The organism is Achromobacter sp. AONIH1, assembly GCF_002902905.1.
Lineage (GTDB): Bacteria > Pseudomonadota > Gammaproteobacteria > Burkholderiales > Burkholderiaceae_B > Achromobacter.
This window is the reverse complement of the sequence record NZ_CP026124.1, coordinates 428,354-451,235: the sequence shown is the minus strand read 5'-3', so window position 1 is coordinate 451,235 and position 22,882 is coordinate 428,354. Positions and strand designations below refer to the sequence as shown.

At 69.1% G+C, this 22,882-nt stretch carries 20 protein-coding genes; 10 read left to right on the top strand and 10 right to left on the bottom strand.

All coding sequences use genetic code 11. The features are described 5' to 3' along the window. Positions 1-6: 6 nt before the first annotated feature. From C2U31_RS02050 to C2U31_RS02040, 3 genes are all read right to left on the bottom strand, one after another. Entirely contained in the window at positions 7-981 is a 975-nt protein-coding gene (locus C2U31_RS02050; protein ID WP_103271315.1) for an alpha/beta hydrolase, read from the bottom strand. Positions 982-994: 13 nt separating this feature from the next. Further along, positions 995-1,588, bottom strand: coding sequence for a VOC family protein (locus C2U31_RS02045; protein WP_103271314.1), 594 nt, complete (start codon positions 1,586-1,588; stop codon positions 995-997). A 61-nt stretch (positions 1,589-1,649) separates the two neighbouring features. Continuing rightward, complete coding sequence (locus C2U31_RS02040) at positions 1,650-2,576, bottom strand: fumarylacetoacetate hydrolase family protein (RefSeq protein ID WP_103271313.1); 927 nt, start codon at positions 2,574-2,576, stop codon at positions 1,650-1,652. A gap of 158 nt (positions 2,577-2,734) precedes the next feature. Between C2U31_RS02040 and C2U31_RS02035 the strand changes: the two genes are divergently transcribed. Beyond that, positions 2,735-3,697, top strand: coding sequence for an NAD(P)-dependent oxidoreductase (locus C2U31_RS02035; protein ID WP_103271312.1), 963 nt, complete (start codon positions 2,735-2,737; stop codon positions 3,695-3,697). A 59-nt stretch (positions 3,698-3,756) separates the two neighbouring features. On the opposite strand, the gene C2U31_RS02030 is transcribed toward C2U31_RS02035, so the two are convergent. Together C2U31_RS02030 and C2U31_RS02025 are read right to left on the bottom strand one after the other, a co-directional pair. After that, on the bottom strand, positions 3,757-4,230 hold the full coding sequence (locus C2U31_RS02030) for a VOC family protein (RefSeq protein WP_103271311.1): 474 nt from the start codon (positions 4,228-4,230) through the stop codon (positions 3,757-3,759). A 50-nt stretch (positions 4,231-4,280) separates the two neighbouring features. Next, positions 4,281-5,363 carry a porin gene (locus C2U31_RS02025; RefSeq protein ID WP_103271310.1) on the bottom strand — a complete coding sequence of 361 codons (1,083 nt, stop codon included), beginning with the start codon at positions 5,361-5,363 and terminating at the stop codon, positions 4,281-4,283. 407 nt (positions 5,364-5,770) lie between these two features. Here C2U31_RS02025 and C2U31_RS02020 point away from each other — a divergent pair, with 407 nt between their 5' ends. Next, on the top strand, positions 5,771-6,430 hold the full coding sequence (locus tag C2U31_RS02020) for a GntR family transcriptional regulator (RefSeq protein ID WP_233772603.1): 660 nt from the start codon (positions 5,771-5,773) through the stop codon (positions 6,428-6,430). A 72-nt stretch (positions 6,431-6,502) separates the two neighbouring features. Here C2U31_RS02020 and ppc read toward each other — a convergent pair whose 3' ends face one another. Further along, complete coding sequence (ppc, locus tag C2U31_RS02015; protein ID WP_233772797.1) at positions 6,503-9,427, bottom strand: phosphoenolpyruvate carboxylase; 2,925 nt, start codon at positions 9,425-9,427, stop codon at positions 6,503-6,505. 183 nt (positions 9,428-9,610) lie between these two features. On the opposite strand from ppc, the gene queC reads away from it, so the two are divergent. After that, entirely contained in the window at positions 9,611-10,330 is a 720-nt protein-coding gene (gene queC / locus C2U31_RS02010) for a 7-cyano-7-deazaguanine synthase QueC (protein WP_103271308.1), read from the top strand. A 78-nt stretch (positions 10,331-10,408) separates the two neighbouring features. On the opposite strand, the gene C2U31_RS02005 is transcribed toward queC, so the two are convergent. Then, positions 10,409-11,623, bottom strand: a complete 1,215-nt coding sequence (locus C2U31_RS02005; RefSeq protein WP_103276220.1) for an MFS transporter — start codon at positions 11,621-11,623, stop codon at positions 10,409-10,411. A gap of 26 nt (positions 11,624-11,649) precedes the next feature. After that, positions 11,650-12,189, bottom strand: coding sequence for a GNAT family N-acetyltransferase (locus C2U31_RS02000; protein ID WP_103271307.1), 540 nt, complete (start codon positions 12,187-12,189; stop codon positions 11,650-11,652). Between the two features lie 174 nt (positions 12,190-12,363). Between C2U31_RS02000 and C2U31_RS01995 the strand changes: the two genes are divergently transcribed. The 3 genes from C2U31_RS01995 (at position 12,364) to ilvD (ending at position 16,211) form a co-directional block, all read left to right on the top strand. Continuing rightward, positions 12,364-13,254, top strand: coding sequence for a LysR family transcriptional regulator (locus C2U31_RS01995; protein ID WP_103271306.1), 891 nt, complete (start codon positions 12,364-12,366; stop codon positions 13,252-13,254). Positions 13,255-13,288: 34 nt separating this feature from the next. Next, positions 13,289-14,179 carry a helix-turn-helix domain-containing protein gene (locus tag C2U31_RS01990; protein WP_233772601.1) on the top strand — a complete coding sequence of 297 codons (891 nt, stop codon included), beginning with the start codon at positions 13,289-13,291 and terminating at the stop codon, positions 14,177-14,179. A gap of 169 nt (positions 14,180-14,348) precedes the next feature. Then, positions 14,349-16,211: a dihydroxy-acid dehydratase gene (gene ilvD, locus C2U31_RS01985; RefSeq protein WP_103271305.1), complete on the top strand. Its 1,863-nt coding sequence runs from the start codon at positions 14,349-14,351 to the stop codon at positions 16,209-16,211. Positions 16,212-16,811: 600 nt separating this feature from the next. On the opposite strand, the gene C2U31_RS01980 is transcribed toward ilvD, so the two are convergent. Both C2U31_RS01980 and C2U31_RS01975 read right to left on the bottom strand, forming a co-directional pair. After that, positions 16,812-17,855, bottom strand: coding sequence for an LLM class oxidoreductase (locus C2U31_RS01980; protein ID WP_103276218.1), 1,044 nt, complete (start codon positions 17,853-17,855; stop codon positions 16,812-16,814). Between the two features lie 179 nt (positions 17,856-18,034). After that, a complete protein-coding gene (locus C2U31_RS01975) occupies positions 18,035-18,661 on the bottom strand; it encodes a glutathione S-transferase family protein (protein WP_103271304.1) in 627 nt (208 codons plus the stop codon). Positions 18,662-18,789: 128 nt separating this feature from the next. On the opposite strand from C2U31_RS01975, the gene C2U31_RS01970 reads away from it, so the two are divergent. The 4 genes from C2U31_RS01970 to C2U31_RS01955 all read left to right on the top strand — a co-directional run bounded on the left by C2U31_RS01970 (position 18,790) and on the right by C2U31_RS01955 (position 22,850). Continuing rightward, positions 18,790-19,785, top strand: coding sequence for a LysR substrate-binding domain-containing protein (locus C2U31_RS01970; RefSeq protein ID WP_103271303.1), 996 nt, complete (start codon positions 18,790-18,792; stop codon positions 19,783-19,785). A gap of 22 nt (positions 19,786-19,807) precedes the next feature. Beyond that, a complete protein-coding gene (locus C2U31_RS01965) occupies positions 19,808-20,731 on the top strand; it encodes a LysR substrate-binding domain-containing protein (RefSeq protein WP_103271302.1) in 924 nt (307 codons plus the stop codon). Between the two features lie 109 nt (positions 20,732-20,840). Then, positions 20,841-21,848, top strand: coding sequence for an aldo/keto reductase (locus C2U31_RS01960; protein ID WP_103271301.1), 1,008 nt, complete (start codon positions 20,841-20,843; stop codon positions 21,846-21,848). A gap of 75 nt (positions 21,849-21,923) precedes the next feature. Further along, positions 21,924-22,850 carry a PLP-dependent cysteine synthase family protein gene (locus C2U31_RS01955; protein WP_103271300.1) on the top strand — a complete coding sequence of 309 codons (927 nt, stop codon included), beginning with the start codon at positions 21,924-21,926 and terminating at the stop codon, positions 22,848-22,850. The last annotated feature ends 32 nt before the right edge of the window (positions 22,851-22,882 follow it).

The window sequence follows — 22,882 nt, the reverse complement described above, 5'->3', positions numbered from 1 at the left end:
GGTTCCTTAGGATGATCGGCCGGGCGCGGCTGCGCCGGACGGAAGGACGGGCAGGGGGGCGGCGTGGGCCTGGACAAAATCCAGCAAGGCCGTGGCGAATTCGCGATCGGCGCTGCCCAGGTGCGCCACGATGGAGGTGTGATTGTGTCGCGCCACCTGGACGATGCGCGGCATCCGCCCGGCGGCGGCCACGCGCGCCGCGTATTGCAGCGCGTAGAGATCCAGGTAGGGATTTTCGTATTCCGCCACGGCGACCATGAGGGGCACGGTCATGGCCTCGGCGTGCGCCATGGGCGCGTGGCGTCGTTGCTGCGCCGGGTCCGCGCCGTAGTAGGCCACCACGCCGGCGGCGTTCGGGTTGCCGGGCAGGGTATCGGCATCCAGGCGGGCACTGATCAGGGCAGCGGCCGTCACGCCTTGCGCCTGGCCCTTGTAGCGGGGATCCGTCAGGAAGGTGGCGACATGGCTGCCACCGGCCGAATGGCCGAGCAGCACGATGCGTTCCGGGTCCCCGCCCCAGGCGGCCGCGTGCTCGCGCAGCCAGCCCACCGCCGCCGCCACGTCGTCGGCTCCGGCGGGATACGGCGCCCGTGGCGCCAGCCGGTATTCGATGTTGACGCCGATGCAGCCGGCGCGCGCGAACAGCCTGGGCACGTTGGCGTAGATGTGTGGCGTGGCGTCCTTGTTTCCGCGCAGGAAGGCGCCGCCGTGGACGAAGGCCACGATGGGCCGCGCTGTCTGGTCGTGCGCGATGGGCAGGTACAGGTCGAGCTGTTGGCGCGGATCGTCGCCGTATGCCTGCGCGGGCGCGACGCGCAGATCGTCGGCGGGAAGGGCGCCGTGGATGGCGTCGTAGATGTCGCAGACCCGGCGCCGGTTTTCCTGGATATCCTGGGCCCAGGTTGGGCCCAGGGCCAGCATGGCGGCGCGTTGCGCGTCGTCCAGTCCGGGAAACGGCGCTGGCGGGAAGGGGAATGTCATCGCGCGCTCCCGTCTATTCGGGCGTGTTCTTCTTGCCGGGCGCGGGCCTGCCTTCCTTGGCCGCCAGTATCGCGGCGGACGGCTGCACCACGAAATGCGCCAGGCGGTGCCGGTCGAACGATTCGAGTTCGCGCGGCCAGGTCTGCGGCTGGTGGTCGGCGTCGGCGGGGATCTGTTCCATGTGGGTGTAGATCTCGACGTTGTTGCCGTCCGGATCCTTGAACACCAGGAACCAGTTGCCGCCCGGGCCATGCTGGCCGATACCGCGTTCGATCTCCACGCCCTGCGCGCGCGCTACGTTCACCGCGCGCTTCATCTCGTCCAGCGACTCCACGTAGTACGAGAAGTGCTCCAGCCCGGGCCGGGTATGGCGGGGCAGGTCGTCGCGGTCGGGCGCGTCGGCTGGCAGGCGCGACAGGGCGAGATCGTGATGGTCTTCGCCCGCGCGCAGGAAGACCATCTGGTCGGCGATGCGGTCCGACACTTTCAGGCCCATGACCTCGGTATAGAAGCGCGTCGAGATTTCCAGGTCGCGGACCATCAGGACCAAGTGCCCGAGCTTGCGGGTCCGGATGGGGGCGCGGTTCTCGTCTGCTGAGGTATTCATATTGTCTCCTCGCGGGCCGGCTGCCGGCCCCGTCGTTGTCAGGGTTGCGAGGCGGTAGCGGCTATGGGCTTTCCAAGGCGACCGGGTTCTCGATGACGCCGATGCCTTCCACCCACGCCGTCATCGTATCGCCAGGCTTGAGATACACGCCACGGCCCATGCCCACGCCATCGGGCGTGCCCGTGGCGATCAGATCACCGGGTTGCAGCGTCAGGATGCGGGACAGGTAGGCGATTTGTTCCGCGATCGAGAAAATCATTTGCGAGGTGTTGCCATCCTGCATCGGTTCGCCGTTGACGCTCAGCGTCATGCGCAGATTCTGCGGATCGGCGATGCAGCCCGCCGGCACCAGCCATGGCCCCAGCGGCCCGAATGTGTCGAAGCTCTTGCCTCGGAACCAGTCGTGCTTGAAGGGATAGTCGGTGCGGCGGTTGAGATCGCGGGCGCTGATGTCGTTGAAGACGGTGTAGCCGGCGATGACGGAAAGCGCGTCTTCGACCGACACGTGGCGGCAGGTCTGACCGATGACCACGCCCAATTCCACTTCCCAGTCCAGTTTCTCGGTTTCCGCGGGCATGAGCACCGTTGCCTTGGTGGCAATGACGCTGCTCTGCGCCTTCATGAACACGTAGGGCTGGCTCTCGGCGCGTGGCGCGAGTTGCGTGCCCATTTCGTCGGCGTGCTCGTAGAAGTTCGATGCCACGCCGAAGATGCGCCGTGGCCGATAGGGCAGCGCGTAGGCGGCGCCCTCGATCGCGGTCAGGCGGCCTTGCGCGGCCAGGCCCGGCGCCTGCTCGGCCAGGGAGGACAAACGGGGAACCCAGGCATCCCAGGCGTCCAGCAGTCCGTCCACGTCGGGCATCCCGATCGTCTGTTCCGGCTGGCCGGCAAGGGCGAGCTGCGCCAGGTCATAGAGCTTGTTGTCGACCACCAGGCCGGGTCGCTCGACGCCGTTGAGGTCATAGGTTGCTAGGCCGTGCCAGATCACGGGGACTCCTTGTGTCGTGAGGATGATGGAATGGATGAGATCAAGTGTGTTTGATAATTCCGATATGGATACTTTGAACCGCCAATGTATACAAGTCAAATGGTTTGTGATAATTTTTGTGCCCATCGTCACAACTCTTGAGAAGGCAGAGCGCCGTCATGAACGCAACCACAGAAGACAAGGCCGGCCAGGCGAGTCCGCCATGGGTGTTGACCAGGGTGCCGCTGGACGCGGACTGGTTGGCCGCCATGGCCGCGCACTATCACGTGATCCCTTGGGCGCAGGCAGACGCCGCCGCCCGTGTTCGCGCGCGCGCCGTGGTGACGAACGGCTCGACGGGCTTGAGCGTTGATGAATTGGCGACGTTGCCCGCCCTGGAATTGATCGCGAGCTTTGGCGTGGGTTTTGAAAAAATCGACCTGAGCGCCGCGCATGCGCGCCAGGTGCGTGTCTGCCATGCGCCCGACGCCAGCAGCCAGGTGGTGGCCGACCATGCGCTGGCGCTCATGCTTGCGTTGGCGCGCGGCATCCCGGCGTTGGATCGCGGCGTGAAAGCGGGCGGATGGGAAGCCCTGCGCGCAGCGCGGCCGAGCCTGCGCGGCAAGACGCTGGGCATCATCGGGCTGGGCAACATTGGCCACCGGCTCGCCAAGTTGGGCGAGGCGGTGGGCATGGAGGTGGCCTATCTGTGGCACGAGGGTACGCGGGGTGACGGTTACGCGCCGCACGACGACGCGGTGTCGCTGGCGGCGGCATCCGACGTGCTCGCCTTGACATGCCCGGGCGGACCGCAGACGCATCATTTGGTGAATGCGCCGGTGCTGCGGGCGCTGGGCCCGGCGGGCTTTCTTGTCAATGTGTCGCGCGGCACGGTCGTGGATACCGACGCGCTGATCGACGCCTTGGCGCGGGGCGCCATCGCCGGCGCCGCCTTGGATGTGCTGGAAACGGAGCCCGTCGTGCCAGACCGGTTGCGCGCGATGGAGCAGGTCATCCTGACGCCACATCTGGCCGGACGCTCGCCCCAGACGCGTATCGCGCAGCACGAGGCGCTGGCCAACAACCTGAATGGATGGTTCGAGCGGGGCGAGCCGGCGCATCGTGTCCGTCCACCCGCTTGAAACCGGGTAGTGCGCGCCAGGCGATGCCCCGACCGGGGCATCGCCGCGCGTTGCGAACTTCAAAGGCCGCCGCGATCGGCCTTCAGATCGGGGTTGCGCAGGGCAGGGCCCGCCTCGCCGTCGCCACCGGCGCGGGACGCGCCGCCCCAGCCATGATCGGTCAGGTCGATGATGATCCCGTTTGGATCGCGGTATTTCACTTCATAGAAGATGTTGCCTTTCACAGGCACCTCTCCCATGTAATAGTTGCCGCCCGCGGCCTCGACCGTTTTGCGGGCCTCGACGATGTCCTCGACCCAGACGCCGATGTGATGCAGGCCGACGAAGTCCTTGCCGCGGTCTTCGCCCGCCGCGTGATCGCTCTTGTAATTGAGCAGCGCGATGCTGATGGTGCCGTCCGTCAGGTAGACGCCGCGCGCGAGTGACGAATCCGTTTCGCCGACCTTGCGGAAACCGAATGCGTCCTGGTAGAACTGGGCGGCGGCCCAGGGGTCGGGCACGGACAGGGCGATGTGACGCAGTTTGTTGCTCATGAAGAGGCTCCTTGTTGGATCCGGTTGGGTGAAACAGGCGTTGGGCGGCATCAGAATTTATGCGTGATGCCCGCCCCGAAGGCGGTCGCGGTGTCGCCCGCCCTGAGTTGGGGCAGGGGGTTGCCGGCCAGGTTGTAGCGGGCGGCCGAGCCATTCGCGAGTCGCGTGAACGAGGTCCAGAGCTCGGTGCGCTTGGACAGCGTGTAGCCGTAGCCCAGCGAGAGTTGCCAGGCGCTGGAGCCGGGGCCGGGCAGGCCGATGCCGCCCACTGGCTTGATCGCGTTCCCGCGCGCATCGCCGCCGCGGGTATACGACGCGCGCAGTTGATGCGGACCAAAGCCATGGGTGACGGCCACCTGCCAGGCGTCGCGATACACCGACCGTCCCGGCGCGGGCTGATAGCGCAAGCGCTCGTAGGCGCCGCGTAGTTTGGTGCCGCCAAAGGTGTAGGTCGCCGCCAGGCGGTCGGCGTGGTCCGCGGAGCCGTCGTAGAAGTAGTCGCGGTGGTACTCGTGCCCCCAGGCGACGAACCAGTCGCCGCTGGCGTAGCTGGCCAGTCCGGACGCCATCATGGGATTGCCGGTGGGCATGCGGCTGGGCAGCGTTACCCCCGCCTTCAGACTGAAGCCGCGCCAGTTTGGGGTGGTGTATTGAAAAAGGTTCTTCTGGCGCCGATCGAACGAGTGCGGCGCCACGCCATCGTCGGCCGTTGTGAAGCCATTGCCCATGATGGAGTTCGACGCGAACACGCCCGCCGTGAACGGGTCCACCGTATAGACCGAGGCGTACCGCAGCGGCGTTTCCCATTGCCCCATCAGGAACTCGCCGTAGGGGCCGCGCAGCCCCAAGCCGGAATTACGGTCGGAAATCTCCGCCGGGCCGGCGCCGGTCATGCGCAGATTGGTCTCGATCTGGAAGAACGCCTCCAGATCGGCGCTGATGCGTTCCTGGCCGCGCAAGCCCAGCACCGACAGGTCGTTCGCCAGTCGGGTCAGCGATTCGGTTCGGCCATTGCCCGATAGCCTGATCGTTTCCACGTCTTCCTTGATGAATCCATAGATCTGCACGCTGTCGCCAGATTGGGCCAGCGCTGGCCCGGCGGTGCTGGCCGCGAGCGCCGCCGCGGCAGCCATTCGTCCTCGGCCGCGTCGCCGCGCGATGCCCTGGCGGAGTCGTTCTCCGACCACGGAAAAGACTGAAATCGGTGTCATGGCGCTGGTCTCCGCTTGCCTATACAGGATCTGAAGCTCTATGGGTGTACATTAATTCATAAATGTATACACCACAAGCTTTAAGAATTCTTCATTGGGGAGTTACGCGGCAATGAAAGTGGCAAGGGGCTCGGATATTTCCTGGAGGAAATGATCGCGATGGGAGAAAAAGGCGGACCAGGTCTGGGTGCGGTCGGGGAAATGTTCTGTGTACAGATAGAAAATCCTGTACTTTTCTCAGGCAAAACGGGCTTCTTATGTTCTGTAATGCGATCAAGAGCTTGTCATGTGTATAATTTTTTTCCACCCGACACTGACTGCAAAGGACCGTGGTGCCCACTATCGCCGCTCAAATTAGCCAACAGCTCGCCGAAGACATCATCTCCGGTGTTCTGTCTCCGGGCGAGAAGCTCGAAGAGCCCGCCCTGGCGCAACGGTTCCAGGTGTCACGCACGCCCGTGCGCGAGGCGCTGCGCCTGCTGGACGCGCGCGGCCTGATCGAACTTGCGCCTCGGCGCGGGGGAGTCGTCGTCAATACCAGCCCCGAGCAACTGGCCGACATGCTGGAAGCCCTGTGCGAGCTGGAATCCCTGTGTTGCCGCATCGCGACGCAGCGCATGAGCGCGATGCAGCGCCGCCAGCTCGAGCTGCTGCATGAAGAAGCCGAGGCGGCGGCGGACAAGCGCGATGCCGATGCCTACCTGGCGCTGAACTCCCGCTTTCACCAGCTGATCTGCCAGGGCACCCAGAACGCCACCTTGGTGGCCGCCGTGGAAAGCCTGCGCGAGCGGCTTGCGCCGTTCCGGGCGGCGCAATCGGGGGTCGAGCGCCGTTTCGAGGTGTCGCATCGCGAGCACCAGAAAATCGTCGAAGCCGTGCTCGCGGGTCAGCCGGAGCAGGCCTACCTGGCCATGCGCAGCCATACGACCCGCCTGACCTTGAATGTCATGGAACTGATCCAGGCCCAGCACGCGGGCAAGGCTGCATAGCGCGCGGCCCGGGCCCGCGCAGGGGGGCGCTTTCGCGCCCCGATCACCGCCCGCCAGCGGCGGGCGCTGGCCTCAACCCGAGTTGCGCAGCCCCGCCGCGATGCCGTTGATGGTCAGATGGATGGCGCGCTGCACGCGTTCGTCCACCGCCGCGTCCGGATCGCGCTGGGCGGCGCGATGGCGGCGGATCAGCTCGATCTGCAGGTAGTTCAGCGGATCGATGTACGCGAAGCGCTCGCGCAGCGAAGCTTGCAGGGTGGGGTTGTCGGCCAACAGCTCGCGCTGGGTCAGCAGCTTGAGCATGGCCAGCGTGCGGCCGTGCTCGGCGCTGATGGCGCCGAAGATGCGCTCGCGCAGCGCCCGCTTGGGCACCAGCTGGGCGTAGCGCGCGGCGATGGCCAGGTCGGACTTGGCCAACACCATTTCCATGTTCGACAGCAGCGTGCGGAAGGCCGGCCACTCGCGCGCCATCTCGCGCAGCTGCGCCAGCCGCGCGCGGCGCGAGGCGGGGGCGCCTGGCGCGCCGGTTTCCAGATAGGCCTCGATGGCCGAGCCCATGCCGTACCAGCCGGTCAGCATCAGCCGGCATTGCGCCCATGAGAAGCCCCAGGGAATGGCGCGCAGGTCTTCGATGCGCTGGCCCTTCTTGCGCGAGGCCGGGCGCGAGCCGATGTTCAGGCCGGCGATTTCGCTGATGGGCGTGGACGCGAAGAAGTACTCGGCGAAGCCCGGCGTTTCGTAGACCAGGCCGCGATAGGTGCGTTGCGCGGTCTCGGACATGAAGGACATGGCCTGGCCGTGGCGCGCCATGTGCGCGTCTTCGGCGCTGGCGGCCTCGGCGCGCGGCGCCAGGCTGGATTCGAGCGTGGCCGCGACCAGCAGCTCCAGGTGCCAGCGGCCGATCTCGGCGTCCTTGTATTTGCTCTGGATCACTTCGCCCTGCTCGGTCAGGCGCAGCTGGCCGGCCACCGTGCCCGGCGGTTGCGCCAGGATGGCGTCGAAGCTGGAGCCGCCGCCGCGTCCCACCGAGCCGCCGCGGCCGTGGAACAGGCGCAGGCGCACGTGGCGCGCGGAGAATACGTCCACCAGCGCGCGTTCGGCCTGGTACAGCGACCAGTTCGAGGTCAGGAAGCCGCCGTCCTTGTTGCTGTCGGAATAGCCCAGCATGACTTCCTGCGCGCCGTGCTGCGCGCGCTTCACGCGTTCGCGGATCTCGGGCAGGTCGAGCCAGGCCGCCATGATGGCCGCGCCGCGCTGCAGGTCGGGAATGGTCTCGAACAGCGGCACCACCATGAGGCCGTCGTCGTCCTGGATCGGCGCGCCGGCCGGCGCGATCAGGCCGGCTTCCTTCTGCAGCACCATCACTTCCAGCAGGTCGCTCAGCGTCTCGGTGTGGGACACGATGGTCTGGCGCACCGCCTGCTTGCCGTAGCGCGCCCGGCCGGCCGCGGCGGCGCGCAGCACGGCCAGCTCGCGGGTGGTGTCCTCGCTGTACGCGATCCACGGCGAGGCCAGCGGGCGCGCCTGCGCCAGCTCGGCGCGCAGCAGCGCCACGCGCGCGTCCTCGTCCAGCGCCAGGTAGTCCAGCGGCTGGCCTTGGTATTGCGTGCCGGCGCGGGTGAACAGTTCGGCCAGCGCGCGCTCGTGCACGTCGGAACTCTGGCGCAGGTCCACCGTGGCGAGGTGAAAGCCAAATACTTCCACCGCCTGCTGCAGCCCGGCCAGGCGCAGCCGCACGATGGGCGCGCCGTGGTGGGCGGCCAGCGACTTGGCGACCAGCGCCAGGTCGGCGGCGAAGGCCTCGGGGCCGTCATAGGCCTGGGCCGCCACGGTGCTGCGGCGGGCCAGGTTCTGGCCGGTCAGGACCTGGGCGGTGGCGGCCAGGCGGGCGTACACGCCGACCAGCGCGCGGCGGTAGGGCTCGTCGGCGCGGTGCGGGGAATCGTCGCCGCTGTGGTCGGCCAGCGCCTGCAGGTCCGGGTCGGCGGCAATCAGCAGCGTGGTCATGGACAGGTCCGCGCCCAGCGCGTGGACCTCCTGCAGATAGTGTTCGAACAGCACCGTGGCCTGGCGCAGCAGCGCGCGTTCCAGCGTGCCGGCGTCGACGTTGGGATTGCCGTCGCGGTCGCCGCCGATCCAGCTGCCCATGCGCAGGAACGGTTCCAGCGGCGGGGGCGGCGCGGCGAAGGGCTTGGCCGATTCGCGGTTCAAGAGGCGCGACAGGTCGCCGTACAGGCGCGGAATCGCCTGCAGGAAGGTGCTGCGGTAATACGACAGCGCGTTCTCGATCTCGTCGGCCACCGTCAGACGGGTGTAGCGCAGCATGCGGGTCTGCCACAGCGTGGCCACGCGGCCCAGCAGCGTGGCGTCGATCTCGGCCAGCTCCTCGGGCGTGAGCGTGGCGTCGCGGTGGGCCAGTGCCTGGGCGATCTCGCGGTGTTCGTCCAGCGTGCTCTTGCGCTGCACTTCGGTGGGGTGGGCGGTCAGCACCGGCATCACGCAGGCCTCGGCCAGCAGGCGGCGGATGCGGGCCGGGCCGACGCCGTGGCGGCCCAGCGTCTGCACGGTCTCGCGCAGGCTGCCGCGCGACGGCGCCGGGTCGGCCAGGGCGCGGGCGCGCTGGCGGCGGTTCTGGTCGCGGTCCTCGGCGATGTTGGACAGATGCAGGAAGTAGCTGAAGGCGCGCGCCACCGAGTTCGGGTCGCTGCCCTGCAATCGCTTGACGCGCTCCTGCAGCAGCTTGCCGTCGGCGTCGTTGCCCTCGCGGCGGAATTTCACCGCGGTGCGGCGCAGCGTCTCGATGGTGTCGAACACCCGCTTGCCCTCGCATTCCGCGATGACCGTCCCCAACAGCCGGCCCAACAGCCGGATATCGTGACGCAAGGGTTCAGCGGAATCGGACTGCGGGCGGCTGCTGCTGGCATTCATCGGGCGGGTATCCGTCGGACGGGGTGGATGGAACAGGGAGGGGGATCGGGGCTCCACGCCACGCGCCATGCGCGCCTGCCGCCCCGGCGGGGCGGCGTTTTTCATCTTGGGATGGCCCGGCGACGAAAAACGCGTGGAGCAACAACACCAGAAAGGAAAAGCGCTTCGATTTTACGCAGCGATCCTTACGGGAAACGTCGGGCGCTGCGTTAAAGTGCGACTGATCCCTTCGTAATTCGATAAACCCCCTTTATGCAAAACCATCAACGTCGCGCGCTCGTGCTGTTTTCCGGCGGGCAGGATTCCACCACCTGCCTGGCCTGGGCGCTGGAGCGCTATGCGCATGTGGAAACCGTGGCGTTCGACTACGGCCAGCGCCACCGCATCGAGCTGGACGCGCGCCTGACCGTGCTGGCCCGCATCCGCGAACGCTTTCCCGACTGGGCGCCGCGCCTGGGCGAGGACCATCTGCTGGACCTGAAGGTGCTGGGCCAGGTGGGCGACACCGCCATGACCAGCGACCGCGCCATCGAGATGCAGGCCAACGGCCTGCCCAATACCTTCGTGCCGGGCCGCAACCTGCTGTTCCTGACGCTGGCCGCCGCGCTGGGCTACCGCCGTCAGCTGGACGTGCTGGTGGGCGGCATGTGCGAAACCGATTTCTCCGGCTATCCCGATTGCCGCGACGACACCATCAAGGCGCAGCAGGTGGCGCTGGGCCTGGGCCTGGGCGCGCGCGTCACCATCGAGACGCCGCTGATGTGGATCGACAAGTCCGAGACCTGGGCGCTGGCCCGCAAGCTGGGCGGCGACGCGCTGGTGGATATCGTGGTCGAGGAAAGCCACACCTGCTACCTGGGCGAGCGCGGCGAGCGCCACGACTGGGGTTACGGCTGCGGCGAGTGCCCGGCCTGCAAGCTGCGCAAGGCGGGTTGGGCCAAGTGGGACGCGGGCGGCCGTCAGGCCGGCTGACGCCAGGACGCGTCGCGGTTTGCGCGCCGGCGCGGTCCATGGCGCGCGTTCGGTGTTTCCGGGGGGCGGTGAGGCGGTTCAGCCGCCCTGCCTGGCCCGGCCGATGAAGCGCCAGCGCAGGATCGCGGCGCAGGACAGGATGGCGGCCGCGAGTCCGGTCGACAGGCCGATCGCGCCGCGCGCCCCATAACGCTCGACCATCTGCGCATAGGCCACCGGCGCGGCGGCGGTCAGCAGGAAGCTGGGGATCAGCAGCCCGCCCACCACCGCGCCGTAGCTGCGGTAGTCGAAGAGCGCCAGCGGCAGCGTGCCGCGCGCGATGGTCAGCAGACCGTTGCAGGCGCCGTAGGCCAGCGCGTAGACCGCCAGCATGGCCACATCGCCGTCCGAGGCCAGCGCCAGCGCGAAGGACAGCGGCAGCAGCAGGCACACGATCAGCGTCATCGTCAGCGGATGCAGTCGCCCGCCCAGCGCCACGTCGACCAGCCGGCCGGAGAACTGGCCCACGCCCCAGAGCGCGGCCACGCCCACGGCCGCGGCCGCCGCCAGCCCCAGGCCGGTCAGGATGGCGATCAGATGGGCGGCGTTGCCCGCCGCCAGGAAATTCGTCAGCATCGCGATCAGCGCGTATAAGGCGCCGGCCAGCCGGCGCTCGCCCTGGCTGCGCGCCAGGCCGCCAGCCGCCGCGCCGGCCTGGGGCGCGGACGCGGCGTAGCGCTGGCGCGGCAGCGCCAGGAACAGCGGCGCGGTCGCCAGCGCCAGCGCGCCATAGGCCAGCACCGCGCCGCGCCAGCCCAGCCATTCGGCGAGCAGGTGCCCGACCGGCCACATCACGGTGGACGCCAGCCCGCCGAACAGGGTGATCTGCGACATGGGCCGGCGGGCGGTGGGCCCGGCGGCGCGGGCCAGCGAGGCGAAGGCCGCGTCGTACAGGCTCAGGCGCATGCCCGCGCCCAGCACGACCCAGGCCAGGTAATAGTGCGGCAGCGCATGGGCCGAGGCCAGCGCCACGCAGCCCAGCGCCGACAACACCGCGCCGGCCGGCATCACGCGGCGGCCGCCCCATCGATCCACCGCCAAGCCGGCGATGGGCGAGACCAGCGCCATGGTCACGATGGCGGCCGAGAAGCCGCCATAGACAGCGGCCGAGTTCCAGCCCAGGCCGGCGGTGATCGCCGGACCGAGCGCGCCGATCAGGTAGAAGGTGACGCCCCAGCCGATCAGCTGGGACAGGCCCAGGCAGACGATGGCCCGGGCGCCGACCGGTGGGCGGACGGGAGCGGCGACAGGCAGGTGGCCGGCCGCGTCCCGGGGCGGGCTCACGGCCGGCCCGGCGGCGTGGCGTCGCCGTCACCCAGCGCGCGCTGCATCAGCACCGTGTCGCGCCATTCGCCATGCTTGTGTCCGACCGACCGCAGCGTGCCCACGGGATGGAAGCCCTGGCTGGCGTGCAGCGCCAGCGAGGCCGCGTTGCGGCTGTCGCCCACCACGGCCAGCATCTGGCGCCAGCCGGCCGCGGCGCAGCGCTCGACCAGCGCGGCCAGCAGCTTGCCGCCGATGCCGAGTCCGCCGCGGCCGGTCTTCACGTAGACCGAGTCTTCCACCGTGTGGCGGTAGGCCGGGCGCGGGCGGTACGGCGTGGCGTAGGCATAGCCCACCACTTCGCCGTCGATTTCGGCCACCAGGTAGAACATGCCCTGGGCCAGCACGGCGGCGCGGCGCTGGCGCATTTCCTCGATGGACGGCGGGTCCAGCTCGAAGGAGGCGGTGCCGTGCAGCACATGATGGGCGTAGATGGCCTTGATGGCGGGCAGGTCGGCGTCGACGCTGTCGCGGATGAGGAGAGTGGGGGCGGGCATGGACGGTTGGGCGCAGGAATAAAAAAACGGCGGAGGAAGTGCCGTCGGATCAAGTGCCGCCGGCATCCGGGCCGACGGCGCAATCCAGTAAGCCGTCAGTGTGAGGCAGGCAGACCTATTATTAAAGCTTTGGTCTATTATGAATTGCATAAGTAAAACTTTGGATTTGAGGTCATGCGTGGACTGAACCTGGACCATTTGCGCATGTTCGCGCAGGTGGCGGAACTGGGCAGCTTTTCCGCCGCCGCCGAACGCAACGGCGTGACGCAGCCGGCGGTCAGCCTGCAGGTGCGGCAGCTGGAGCGGCGCTACGGGCTGAAACTGGTCGAGCGCGTCGGCCGGCGCGCCCGTCCGACGGCGGCCGGGCTGGAGCTGCTCACGCATATCCGCGCCATCGACGCGACGCTGGCCCAGGCCGAGCAGGCCATGACGGCCCATGCCTCGCAGGTGAGCGGCCGGCTGCGGCTGGGCACGGGCGCCACCGCCTGCACCTACCTGCTGCCGCCGCTGCTGGCGGACCTGCGGCGGCGCTTCCCGGCGCTGGAGGTTGTGGCCAGCACGGGCAATACGGCCGACATGCTGCGCGGGCTGGAGAACAACGCGCTGGATATCGGCCTGGTGACGATGCCGGCCCCGGGCCGCATGTTCCAGGTCGAGCCGTTGCGGGAGGACGAGTTCGTGGCGATCTTCCCGGCGCACGGACCGATCCCGGTCCCGGCCAGCGCCACGCCGCAGGCGCTGGCGGCGCTGCCGCTGGTGCTGTTCGAGCCGGGCGCGCGCACGCGGCGGCTGGTGGATGACTGGTTCGAGAAGGCCGGCCTGGCGGCCAAGCCGGTGATGGAGCTGGGCAGCACGGAGGCCATGAAGGAGATCGTGGCCGCCGGCCTGGGCTGCGCCGTGCTGCCCAGGCTGGCGGTGTCGGGCGCGGGGCGGCGCGACGCGCTGACCGTGTTGCCATTGGCGCCGCGCCTGGCGCGCACGCTGGCCATCGTCATGCGCGGAGACAAGCCGCTCAGCCGCGGGCTGCGGCACCTGCGCGAGGCCTTGCTGGGCTTGCGGGCCTGAACGCCTAGAATGGGGTGTTCAACGGCATCCATCCATGAATCGTCGAAAAACGGACATTCCCCCGCCGGCCGCCAGCGCCGCGTCGGTGCGCAGTCGCGCCGCCAGCGGTCCCGGCGGCGCGCCGCGCAACGGTCCCCGCACCCCCGCGAACCTGGACCTGTTCCCCTACGAAGCCTCGGCGCGGCCCGTGGCCGGACTGGCGGTGGACTACGAGGACGGCCATCGCGTGCGCCGCCATCGTCATCGCCGCGCGCAGCTGCTCTACGCGATCTCGGGCGTGATGGTGGTGGAGACCGAGGCGGGCATCTGGGTGGTGCCGCCCACGCGCGGCGTGTGGGTGCCGGCCTGGGTGGCGCATGGCATCCGCATGAGCGGCGAGCCGCGCATGCGCACGGTGTTCGTCGAGCCGGGCGCGGCCGCGCACCTGCCCACGCAGTGCTGCGTGCTGTCTATCTCGCCGCTGCTGCGCGAGCTGATGGCGGCGGCGACCGAGGTGCCGCTGGACTGGCAGCCGGGCACGCGCGACGGCCGCCTGATGATGCTGCTGCTGGACGAGCTGCGCCAGGAACCGGTGCTGCCGCTGCATTTGCCGCAACCGGCCGAGCCCCGGCTGGCGCGCATCTGCCGCGCCATCGTGCGGCATCCGGAGCGGCAGGACGGCGTGGCCGACTGGGCCCTTGAATTGGGGGTGGATCCCAAGACGGTGCAGCGCCTGTTCCTGCGCCATACCGGCATGACCTTCGGCCGCTGGCGCCAGCAGGCGCGGCTGCTGGCGGCGATGGAACGGCTGGCGCGCGGCGAGCGGGTGCTGGACGTGGCGCTGGACCTGGGCTACGAGAGTCCGAGCGCCTTCGCGGCCATGTTCCGCAAGGCCTTGGGCGAGCCGCCCAGCGCCTTCGCGGCGCGCGGGGCGGCGTCCGCCTGAGGGTTGCGGGACCGGCGCGGGCATCCGGGCGCAAGCCGGCGCGAACCTGGCCTGAAGTCAGCGCGAATCTGGCGCGTGGGGCTCCTCCGGGCATGTCCCCAGGCGCGCGGGCGCGGAACCGGCGTATTATTTAGCGTTTCGCCCGTCCGCTAACCGCCTGAGAAAGATCATGCCGCACTACCGTTCCCGCACCTCGACCCACGGCCGCAACATGGCCGGCGCCCGCGCCCTGTGGCGCGCCACCGGCATGAAGGACGGAGACTTCGGCAAGCCGATCATCGCGGTGGTCAACTCCTTCACGCAGTTCGTGCCGGGCCACGTGCACCTGCGCGACCTGGGCGCGCTGGTCGCCAAGGAAATCGAGGCCGCCGGCGGCGTCGCCAAGGAATTCAACACCATCGCCGTGGATGACGGCATCGCCATGGGTCACGGCGGCATGCTGTATTCGCTGCCGTCGCGCGAGCTGATCGCCGACTCGGTCGAGTACATGGTGAACGCGCATTGCGCCGACGCGATGGTCTGCATCTCGAACTGCGACAAGATCACGCCGGGAATGCTGATGGCCGCGATGCGTCTGAACATCCCGGTGGTGTTCGTGTCGGGCGGCCCGATGGAAGCGGGCAAGGTGAAGTCGCCGACGGACGGCAAGGTGATCGCCAAGATCGACCTGATCGACGCCATGATCAAGGCGGCCGATCCCAATGTGTCGGATGCGGATGTGGCCGAGGTCGAGCGTAGCGCCTGCCCGACCTGCGGTTCCTGTTCCGGCATGTTCACCGCCAACTCGATGAACTGTCTGACCGAGGCCATCGGCCTGGCGCTGCCGGGCAACGGCACGATCGTGGCCACGCACGCATGGCGCAAGGGCCTGTTCGAGCAGGCCGGCCGCCTGGTGGTGGATCTGTGCCGCCGCTATTACCAGGAAGAGGACGCGTCGGTCCTGCCGCGCAGCATTGCCACCAAGAGCGCGTTCGAGAACGCGATGGCGCTGGACGTGGCGATGGGCGGCTCGACCAACACGGTGCTGCACCTGCTGGCCGCGGCGCAGGAAGCGGGCGTGGATTTCACGATGGCCGACATCGACCGCATTTCGCGCAAGGTGCCGTGCCTGTGCAAGGCGGCGCCGGCCACCGACAAGTACCACATTGAAGACGTGCATCGCGCGGGCGGCATCCTGGGCATCCTGGGCGAGCTGGCGCGCGCGGATCTGCTGGACCTGTCCTGCGGCAATGTGCACAGCGGCACGCTGGGCAATGCGATCGCGCAGTGGGACGTGGCGGGCGATGCCGGCGAGGAGGCGCAGAAGTTCTATCGCGCGGCGCCCGGAGGCATTCCGACGACGGTGGCGTTCAGCCAGGACGCGACGTTCCTGACGCTGGACACGGACCGCAAGACAGGCTGCATCCGCAGCAAGGAAAACGCGTATTCGAAGGACGGCGGGCTGGCGGTGCTGTACGGCAACCTGGCCGAGAAGGGCTGCATCGTGAAGACCGCGGGCGTGGATGAGTCGCAGTGGGTGTTCACGGGACGCGCGCGGGTGTTCGAGAGCCAGGATGATGCGGTGGAAGGCATCCTGGGCGACAAGGTCGTCGCTGGCGATGTCGTGGTGATTCGCTACGAAGGGCCGAAGGGCGGGCCGGGGATGCAGGAGATGCTGTATCCGACGTCCTATCTGAAGTCCAAGGGTCTGGGCAAGGTGTGCGCGCTGTTCACGGACGGGCGTTTCTCGGGCGGGTCGTCGGGGCTGGTGATCGGGCATGCTTCGCCGGAGGCGGCGGAGGGCGGCACGATCGGGCTGGTGGAAGACGGCGATGTGATCGAGATCGATATTCCGCGGCGCAAGATGCATCTGGCGGTGTCGGATGAGGTGCTGGCGCGGCGTCGCGAGGCGATGAACGCGCGGGAGAAGGCTTGGGAGCCGGTGGATCGGGAGCGCGTGGTGTCGCTGGCCTTGCAGGCTTATGCGGCGCTGGCGACTTCGGCAGATCGGGGGGCGGTGCGGGATCTTTCGCAGCTCAAGCAGAAGCGTTGAGGGTTTGGGTTTTGGAGAAGACGGCGCCTTTGTGGCGCCGTTTTTTTTGGGTCTTTTTTGGGGGGCTGGAGTGTTGGCGGTTTGTGAGGCTGTTGTCTTCACTGCTGCTACTGCTTTTGCTGCTGCTGCTGCTGCTGCTGCTGCTGGTGCTTCGTTGAGCGTTGTGTGCTGGCGCTTCGTGGGTCGCCCCTCGGGCGGGGCGTCGCGGCTGCTCGCGCCCACGATCGCGGTCCGGAGCCTTCGCTCCGGACTTCCCTAGGCGGGCCCCCCCTTCGTCATCCTCGTTGCCGCCTGCGGCGGCTGCCTTCGGATTCCCTCGGGCGCATCGAGGTTGCTCGCAGCCGCGCCGCCCCGCCCGAGGGGCTGCGGCTTTCGAGGGATGTGGCGTTGCTGGAGCCGTGGTCGGTGGCGAGGCTTACGTCGCCCGCAGAAACCGGCCGCGCGGGCGGCCGGTTTCTGCATACGTGGTGGCTTGCGTCGTGGGGGTGTTGGTTGTGGAGGGGCGTGCCTTGCCTGGCGGTGAGTGTTGGCGTGTGCTGCGTGGCCTGCTGTTCGCCGTTCATGCGTATAGCAGTTCGCACGCTGCTTTCGCAGTCACGCCTACCAATCCATATCCAGTGGCGGCACATCCTCATGCGACGGGAAGCGCGGCAGCACTTCCTCCGCCAATTCCTGGATGGCTTCGGCGGCGGGGCGGCGTGAGAACTGGATGCCCAGGGCGACGTGGTTGACGCCGGCAGTCTGCCATTGCGAGAGCAGATCGATGAGCGCGTGGCGGCCGATCTGCAGGATGAAACCGCCGTGCAGCAGGGTGGGCGGGTGCGTGGGGTCGTCGACCAGGTCTATCCATTCGTTGGTGGCGTGAGGGCGGAAGCCGCCGTCGGGGATGCGGTCGCGCCAAGCCTGGATTTTCTGGCCCAGGGCCTTGGGGCCCGCGGGGACGACGGACGAGCCGGGGTACGTGAGCCAGCCGTCGGCGTGTGCGGCGATCCAGTCCGGGGATTGGCCGCTGGCGCCGGTGACGAGCAGGGGGATGGGGCCGGCGGCGGGCTTGGGCAGGAGTTCGGCGTCGGTGATGTGGCCGAGCGGCGAGGTCAGGGCGCGACGGCCGGGTTGGAGCAGGCGGCGGAAGTCGGCCACCGCCTGGGCGAAGCGCTCGGCGCGCTGGTCGTGTTGCAGGCCGTAGGCGGGGAACTCGATGGGACGGTCGCCGGAGGCGATGCCCATGACGAGGCGGCCGCCGGAGAGTTGGTCGATGGTGGCGGCGGATTTGGCGAGGTCGATGGGGTGGCGCAGCGAGAAGATGGCGCTGCCAGTGGCCAGGGAGATGCGCTGCGTCCTGGCGGCGAGGTAGGCCAGGTAGGTAAAGGGGTCGAAGAGCTGGCCGGCGTCGCCGAAGCGCGGGTCGTACAGCGGGATGTCGCGGACCCAGGCGGCGGCGAAGCCGCGGGCGTCGATGTCGCTGACGAGGCGGGACTGGCCAGCCAGCACGCGCATGTCTCCTTCATAAAAGCGCAGCGGCAGGAAGATGCCCAGCGTCAGCGCGTCGGGCGCGAACATGCGGCGGTAGCCGGGATGGCGGGCATGCGCGGCCCAGGAGGCGCCGGACGGCATGTCGATAGAGTTGGTAGTAGTCGCGTTCATATTCATGATGATGATGATCCGTGCATCCGCCAGCCGGATGCCGCGGAGCCGGCTTTGCCGGTCCGCAGGCATGCCCCCTGGGGGGGGGCGCGTCAGCGCTTCGGGGGGAGGCTCATCCTCGGTCCGCAGGCATGCCCCCTTGAGGGGGAGGCGCGCAAGCGCTTCGGGGGTGGGCCTACTCATGCCCCGATGGCGGGCTCCGGGAGCATGATGCCGCGCTGCACGGCGGGTCTGAGGGCGATGCGTTCGTGCCAGTCGCTCAGGTGCGGGTAGGCGTCGAAGTCGAAGCCGATGAGGCGGGCGATATGGGTCCAGCCGAAGTGGGCGATGTCGGCGATGCTGTATTCGGCGCCGGAGAAATGGGGCTGGCCGCTGGCCAGGTGCTGGTCCAGCGTTGCGTAGGCTTCGTGCGTGAGGCGGCGGTAGCGTTCGATGGCGATGGGGTCTTTGTGGGCGGCGAAGATTTCGAAGTGGACGCGTTGGCCGATCAGCGGGCCGACGCTGGCGGCGTGGAAGATGAGCCATTGCGTGGCTTGCCAGCGGGCGCGCGGTTCGGCGGGCAGCAGGCGGCCGGTTTTCTCGGCCAGGTAGAGCAGGATGGCGGCGGATTCGAACAGGGTGATGCCGGTCTCGTCGTCGGTGAGGACGGGGATGCGGCCGTGCGGGTTCAGGCGCAGGAAGTCGGGCTGGCGGTGTTCGCCCTGGTTGATGTGGACGTGCTTGAGGGTGTAGGGCAGGCCGAGTTCTTCCAGGGCGATGGTGGCCTTGAAGCCGTTGGGCGAGCTGTCGGTGTAGAGCGTTAGCATGCAGGTTTCCTAAATGGTCGTCGGCGCTGCCCCGACGTGTCTTGAACGTTTCAGGAGCTATGATCGTCAGTGACGGCGGCATTGGGAAACGATGATTTCTGCGCGCTGGATTTAGGAAAACTATATTCATGAGCTCTTCGATTCCGCTGGCGGCGCTGCGCGCCTTCGTCGAGGTGGGCCGGCGCGGCAGCATCAAGGCGGCGGCCGAGGCCCTGCATGTGACGCCGGGCGCGGTCAGCCAGCAGATTCGCTTGCTGGAGGACCGGCTGGGCGTGGCGCTGTTCACGCGCGAGCGCCTGGGATTGCGGCTGACGGCGGACGGCGCGGCGGCGCATCCGCTGCTGCGGCAGGCGTTCTCGCAGATCGAGGCGGCGGTGGACATGCTGGCGCGGGCGCCGTCGCGGCAGACCGTGACGGTGAGCACGATGGCGTCGTTCGCGGCGTCGTGGCTGGTGCCCCGGCTGGCGCGTTTTCGCGCGCGACATCCACGTATCGAGTTGCGGGTCGAGGCCTCGTCGTCGGTGGTGGACCTGCGCCGCGACCGCGTGGACGTGGCGCTGCGGCACGGACTCGGGCGTTATCCCGGCCTGCATGCGGTGTGGCTGATGGCGCCGGTGCTGGTGCCGGTGGCGAGTCCGGCATTGCTGGGACGGCGCAAGGGCTTGAAGACGCCGGGCGAGTGTCTGGACCTTCCCCTGCTGCATGATGCCGACCGCGCGGACTGGCCGCTGTGGCTGGCGGCGCATGACGTGGCGGTCGATGCGCGCGCGCGGCGGGGTTCGTCCTTCGATGATGACTTCCTGCTGATCCGCGCGGCCGAGGCGGGGCAGGGCTTGGCGCTGGTGCCGCAGGAGCATGCGCGCGCCGAGATCGAGGCGGGCAGGCTGGTGCAGGTGCTGCACAAGCCCTGGCCGGCGCGCTTCGCGTATTACGCGGTGACGCTGCCCGATGCGTTGGAACGGCCGGAGGTGCGGGCCTTCGTGGAGTGGGTGGCCGAAGAGGCGGCGCTGGACGATGCGGCGCGGGAAGGCGCGGACAAGGCGGCAGGCGTGGCGCACGCCGCCGCGCCGGTGCGCGGCAAGCGGACTGCGACGGCCAGCGGCGCCGCGAAGCGCAGGAGCTGATTCACATGAGCGGGAGCCAGGCATGATCGAAACGCGCTTGCTGCGGCAATTCATCGCGGTGGCGGAAGAGCTGCATTTCAACCGCGCGGCCCAGCGCCTGCACATGGCGCAGCCGCCGTTGAGCCAGGCGATCCAGCGGCTGGAGGCGCAGGTGGGCGCGCCCTTGCTGGCGCGCACCAACCGCAGCGTGACGCTGACGCCGGCGGGCGCGGCATTCCTGGAGACGGCGCGACGCATGCTGGCGGCGCTGGACGAAGGGGTGGCGCAGGCGCGGCGCGTGGCGCAGGGCATGGAAGGCCACCTGACGGCGACCTTCGTCAATATTTCTCCCTATGAATCGCTGCTGCGCGGGTTGCGGCGTTTCCGCGCGGCGCATCCCGCCGTGTCGTTCACGCTGCGCGAGGCGACCACGCGCGAGCAGGTCGAGGCGCTGGAACTGGGACGCGCCGACATCGGCCTCATGCGCCATCCCGGCGTCAGCGCGCCGAGTCTGCATTTCGAGACCTTGCTGAGCGAGCCGGTGCTGATCGCCTTGCCAGCCTCGCACCGTCTGGCCGAATGCGATGTGGTGGAACTGGCCGCGCTCAGGGAAGATGCGTTCGTGGCGTCGGCGCGCACGCTCGGCCCGGGCTTTCATGACCAGCTGGTTTCGCTGTGCCTGGCGGCGGGCTTCGCGCCGCGCGTGGCGCAGGAAGCGCGGCGGCTGGAGACGGTGGTGGCGCTGGTGGCCAGCGGTTTCGGCGCGGCCCTGCTGCCAGCCTCGCTGGCGCGCGAGCCGCGCGGCGATGTGGTGTTCCGACCGATCTCGGTGGACGCGCCGGGCGCGCTGCGGCGGCTGGATCTGCTGCTGGCCTGGCGGGCTGGTGACGCCTCGCCGATACGGGATTCGTTGATCGCCGCGCTGCGCGAGGCGACGCGGCCCGTGGGCCAAGCCGACGCCGCATAGCGGTCACGGCGATATCCGGCGCGTCTCGTCGGCGCATGAATTGAATATTTTACGGATGGCCGCGAGCGCCGCACCATGACGCTTTCCACGGGATATCAGGAAGACCGTCATGCAATACCGCCGCCTGGGCCAGTCGGCCCTCAAACTGTCCGCGCTCTCCTATGGCAGCTGGATCACGTTCGGCACCACGCTGGACGACCGCGCCGCGCGCGACTGCCTGGCTTGCGCCTATGACCACGGCATCAATTTCTTCGACAGCGCCGAGGTCTATCTCGGCGGCGAGGCCGAGCGCATGCTGGGCCGCGCCATCAAGGCGCTGGGCTGGCCGCGCGACGGCTATTGTGTGTCGAGCAAGGCGCTGTACGGCGCCGCCGACAATCATGCGCCAGGAGGCGGGCCGCGCCCGACGCAGCAGGGCCTGAGCCGCAAGCACCTGGTCGAGGCTTGCGAGCAGGCGCTGCGGCGCTTCGGGCTGGAGTATCTGGACCTGTACCTGTGCCATCGACCGGACCCGGACATGTCGATCCCGGAAATCGCCTGGACCATGCACACGCTGGTGCAACAGGGCAAGATCCTGTACTGGGGCACCTCGGAATGGCCGGCGGCCGACATCGAGGCGCTGTGCGCCTTCGCCGAGCGCCACGACCTGGTGCCGCCGCAGCTGGAGCAGCCGCAGTACAGCCTGTTTCACCGCGAGCGCGTCGAGCACGAGTACCATCCGCTGGTCGAGCGGCGCGGGTTGGGGCTGACGACCTGGTCGCCACTGGCCTCGGGCGTGCTGGCCGGCCGGTATGACGCGGGCGTGCCGGCGGATTCGCGGCTGGCGGCGGAGGGCTTCGGCTGGCTCAAGGATTTCGTCTACGCCGACCGCCGGGAGGCAATGCAGGCCGCCGCGCGTCGTTTGCGCGACGTGGCCGATGAGTTGGGGGCCACGCGCGCGCAGCTGGCGATTGCGTGGGCGTTGCGCAATCCGGACGTGAGCACGGTGCTGCTGGGCGCATCCGGCGTGGCGCAGCTGCGCGAGAACCTGGGCGCGCTGGATCTGCTGCCCAGGCTGGACGCGGCGGCGGTGGCGCGGATCGAAGCGGCGGTGGACGGCGCTGCGCCGCGAGACTGACGCCGGCGCTGGCGTTTCCTACAATCTCCGTCCTGGAAGCAGGCCCGCCGCGCCTGCCATGCACTTGGAACGGACATGCTCGCGACCTCCGCGCTGGATTTGATAGGAAACACGCCCCTGATCTCGTTGGACCGGATCCACGCCGGCCCGGGCCGGCTGGTCGCCAAGGCCGAGTTCCTGCAGCCCGGCGGCAGCGTGAAGGACCGCGCCGCCAAGGCCATCCTGCTGGCGGCGCGCGCGGATGGCCGGCTCAAGCCGGGCATGCCGGTGGTCGAGATGACCAGTGGCAACATGGGCGCGGGACTGGCCGTGGCCTGCGCGGCGCTGGGGCATCCCTTGCTGGTCACGATGTCCGCCGGCAACAGCCCGGCGCGCGCCCGCATGCTGGAAGGGCTGGGCGCCGAGGTGATCCTGGTGCCGCAGGTCGATGGCGCGCCCGGCCAGGTCACGGGCGCGGACGTGCAGGCGGCGGCGGACATGGCCGCCGCGCTGGCGCGCGAGCGCGGCGGATTCTATGTGGACCAGTTCAACGCGGTCGAGTGCATCGCGGCGCACGAGGCCGGCACGGGCCGCGAGATCCTGGAACAGCTGGGCCGACCCGCCGACGGCTGGGTCGCGGCGGTGGGCACGGGCTGCACCTTCATGGGCGTGGCGCGAGCCATGAAGGCCGCCAGCGCGGCAACCGTGTGCGCCGCCGTCGAGCCGCTGGGCTGCGAAGTGCTGGCCGGCCAGCCGGTCTCGAAGGCGCGGCACCTGATCCAGGGCACCAGCTACGGCGCGGCGCCGCCGCATTGGGACGCGTCGCTGATGGACCTGAGCCTGGCCGTGACGGACGAGGAAGCCGAGGCGTGGCGTCGGACGCTGGCGGTGCGGGAGGGACTGTACGTGGGCTATTCCGCCGCCGCCAATGTGTGCGCCGCCGTGAAGCTGCTGCAATCGGGCCGGCTGCGCGCGGATGCGGTGGTGGCCACGGTGTTGTGCGATACGGGCCTGAAGTACTGAGCGCCGGGCCAGCCGCGCCCGCGTTCGTGTAT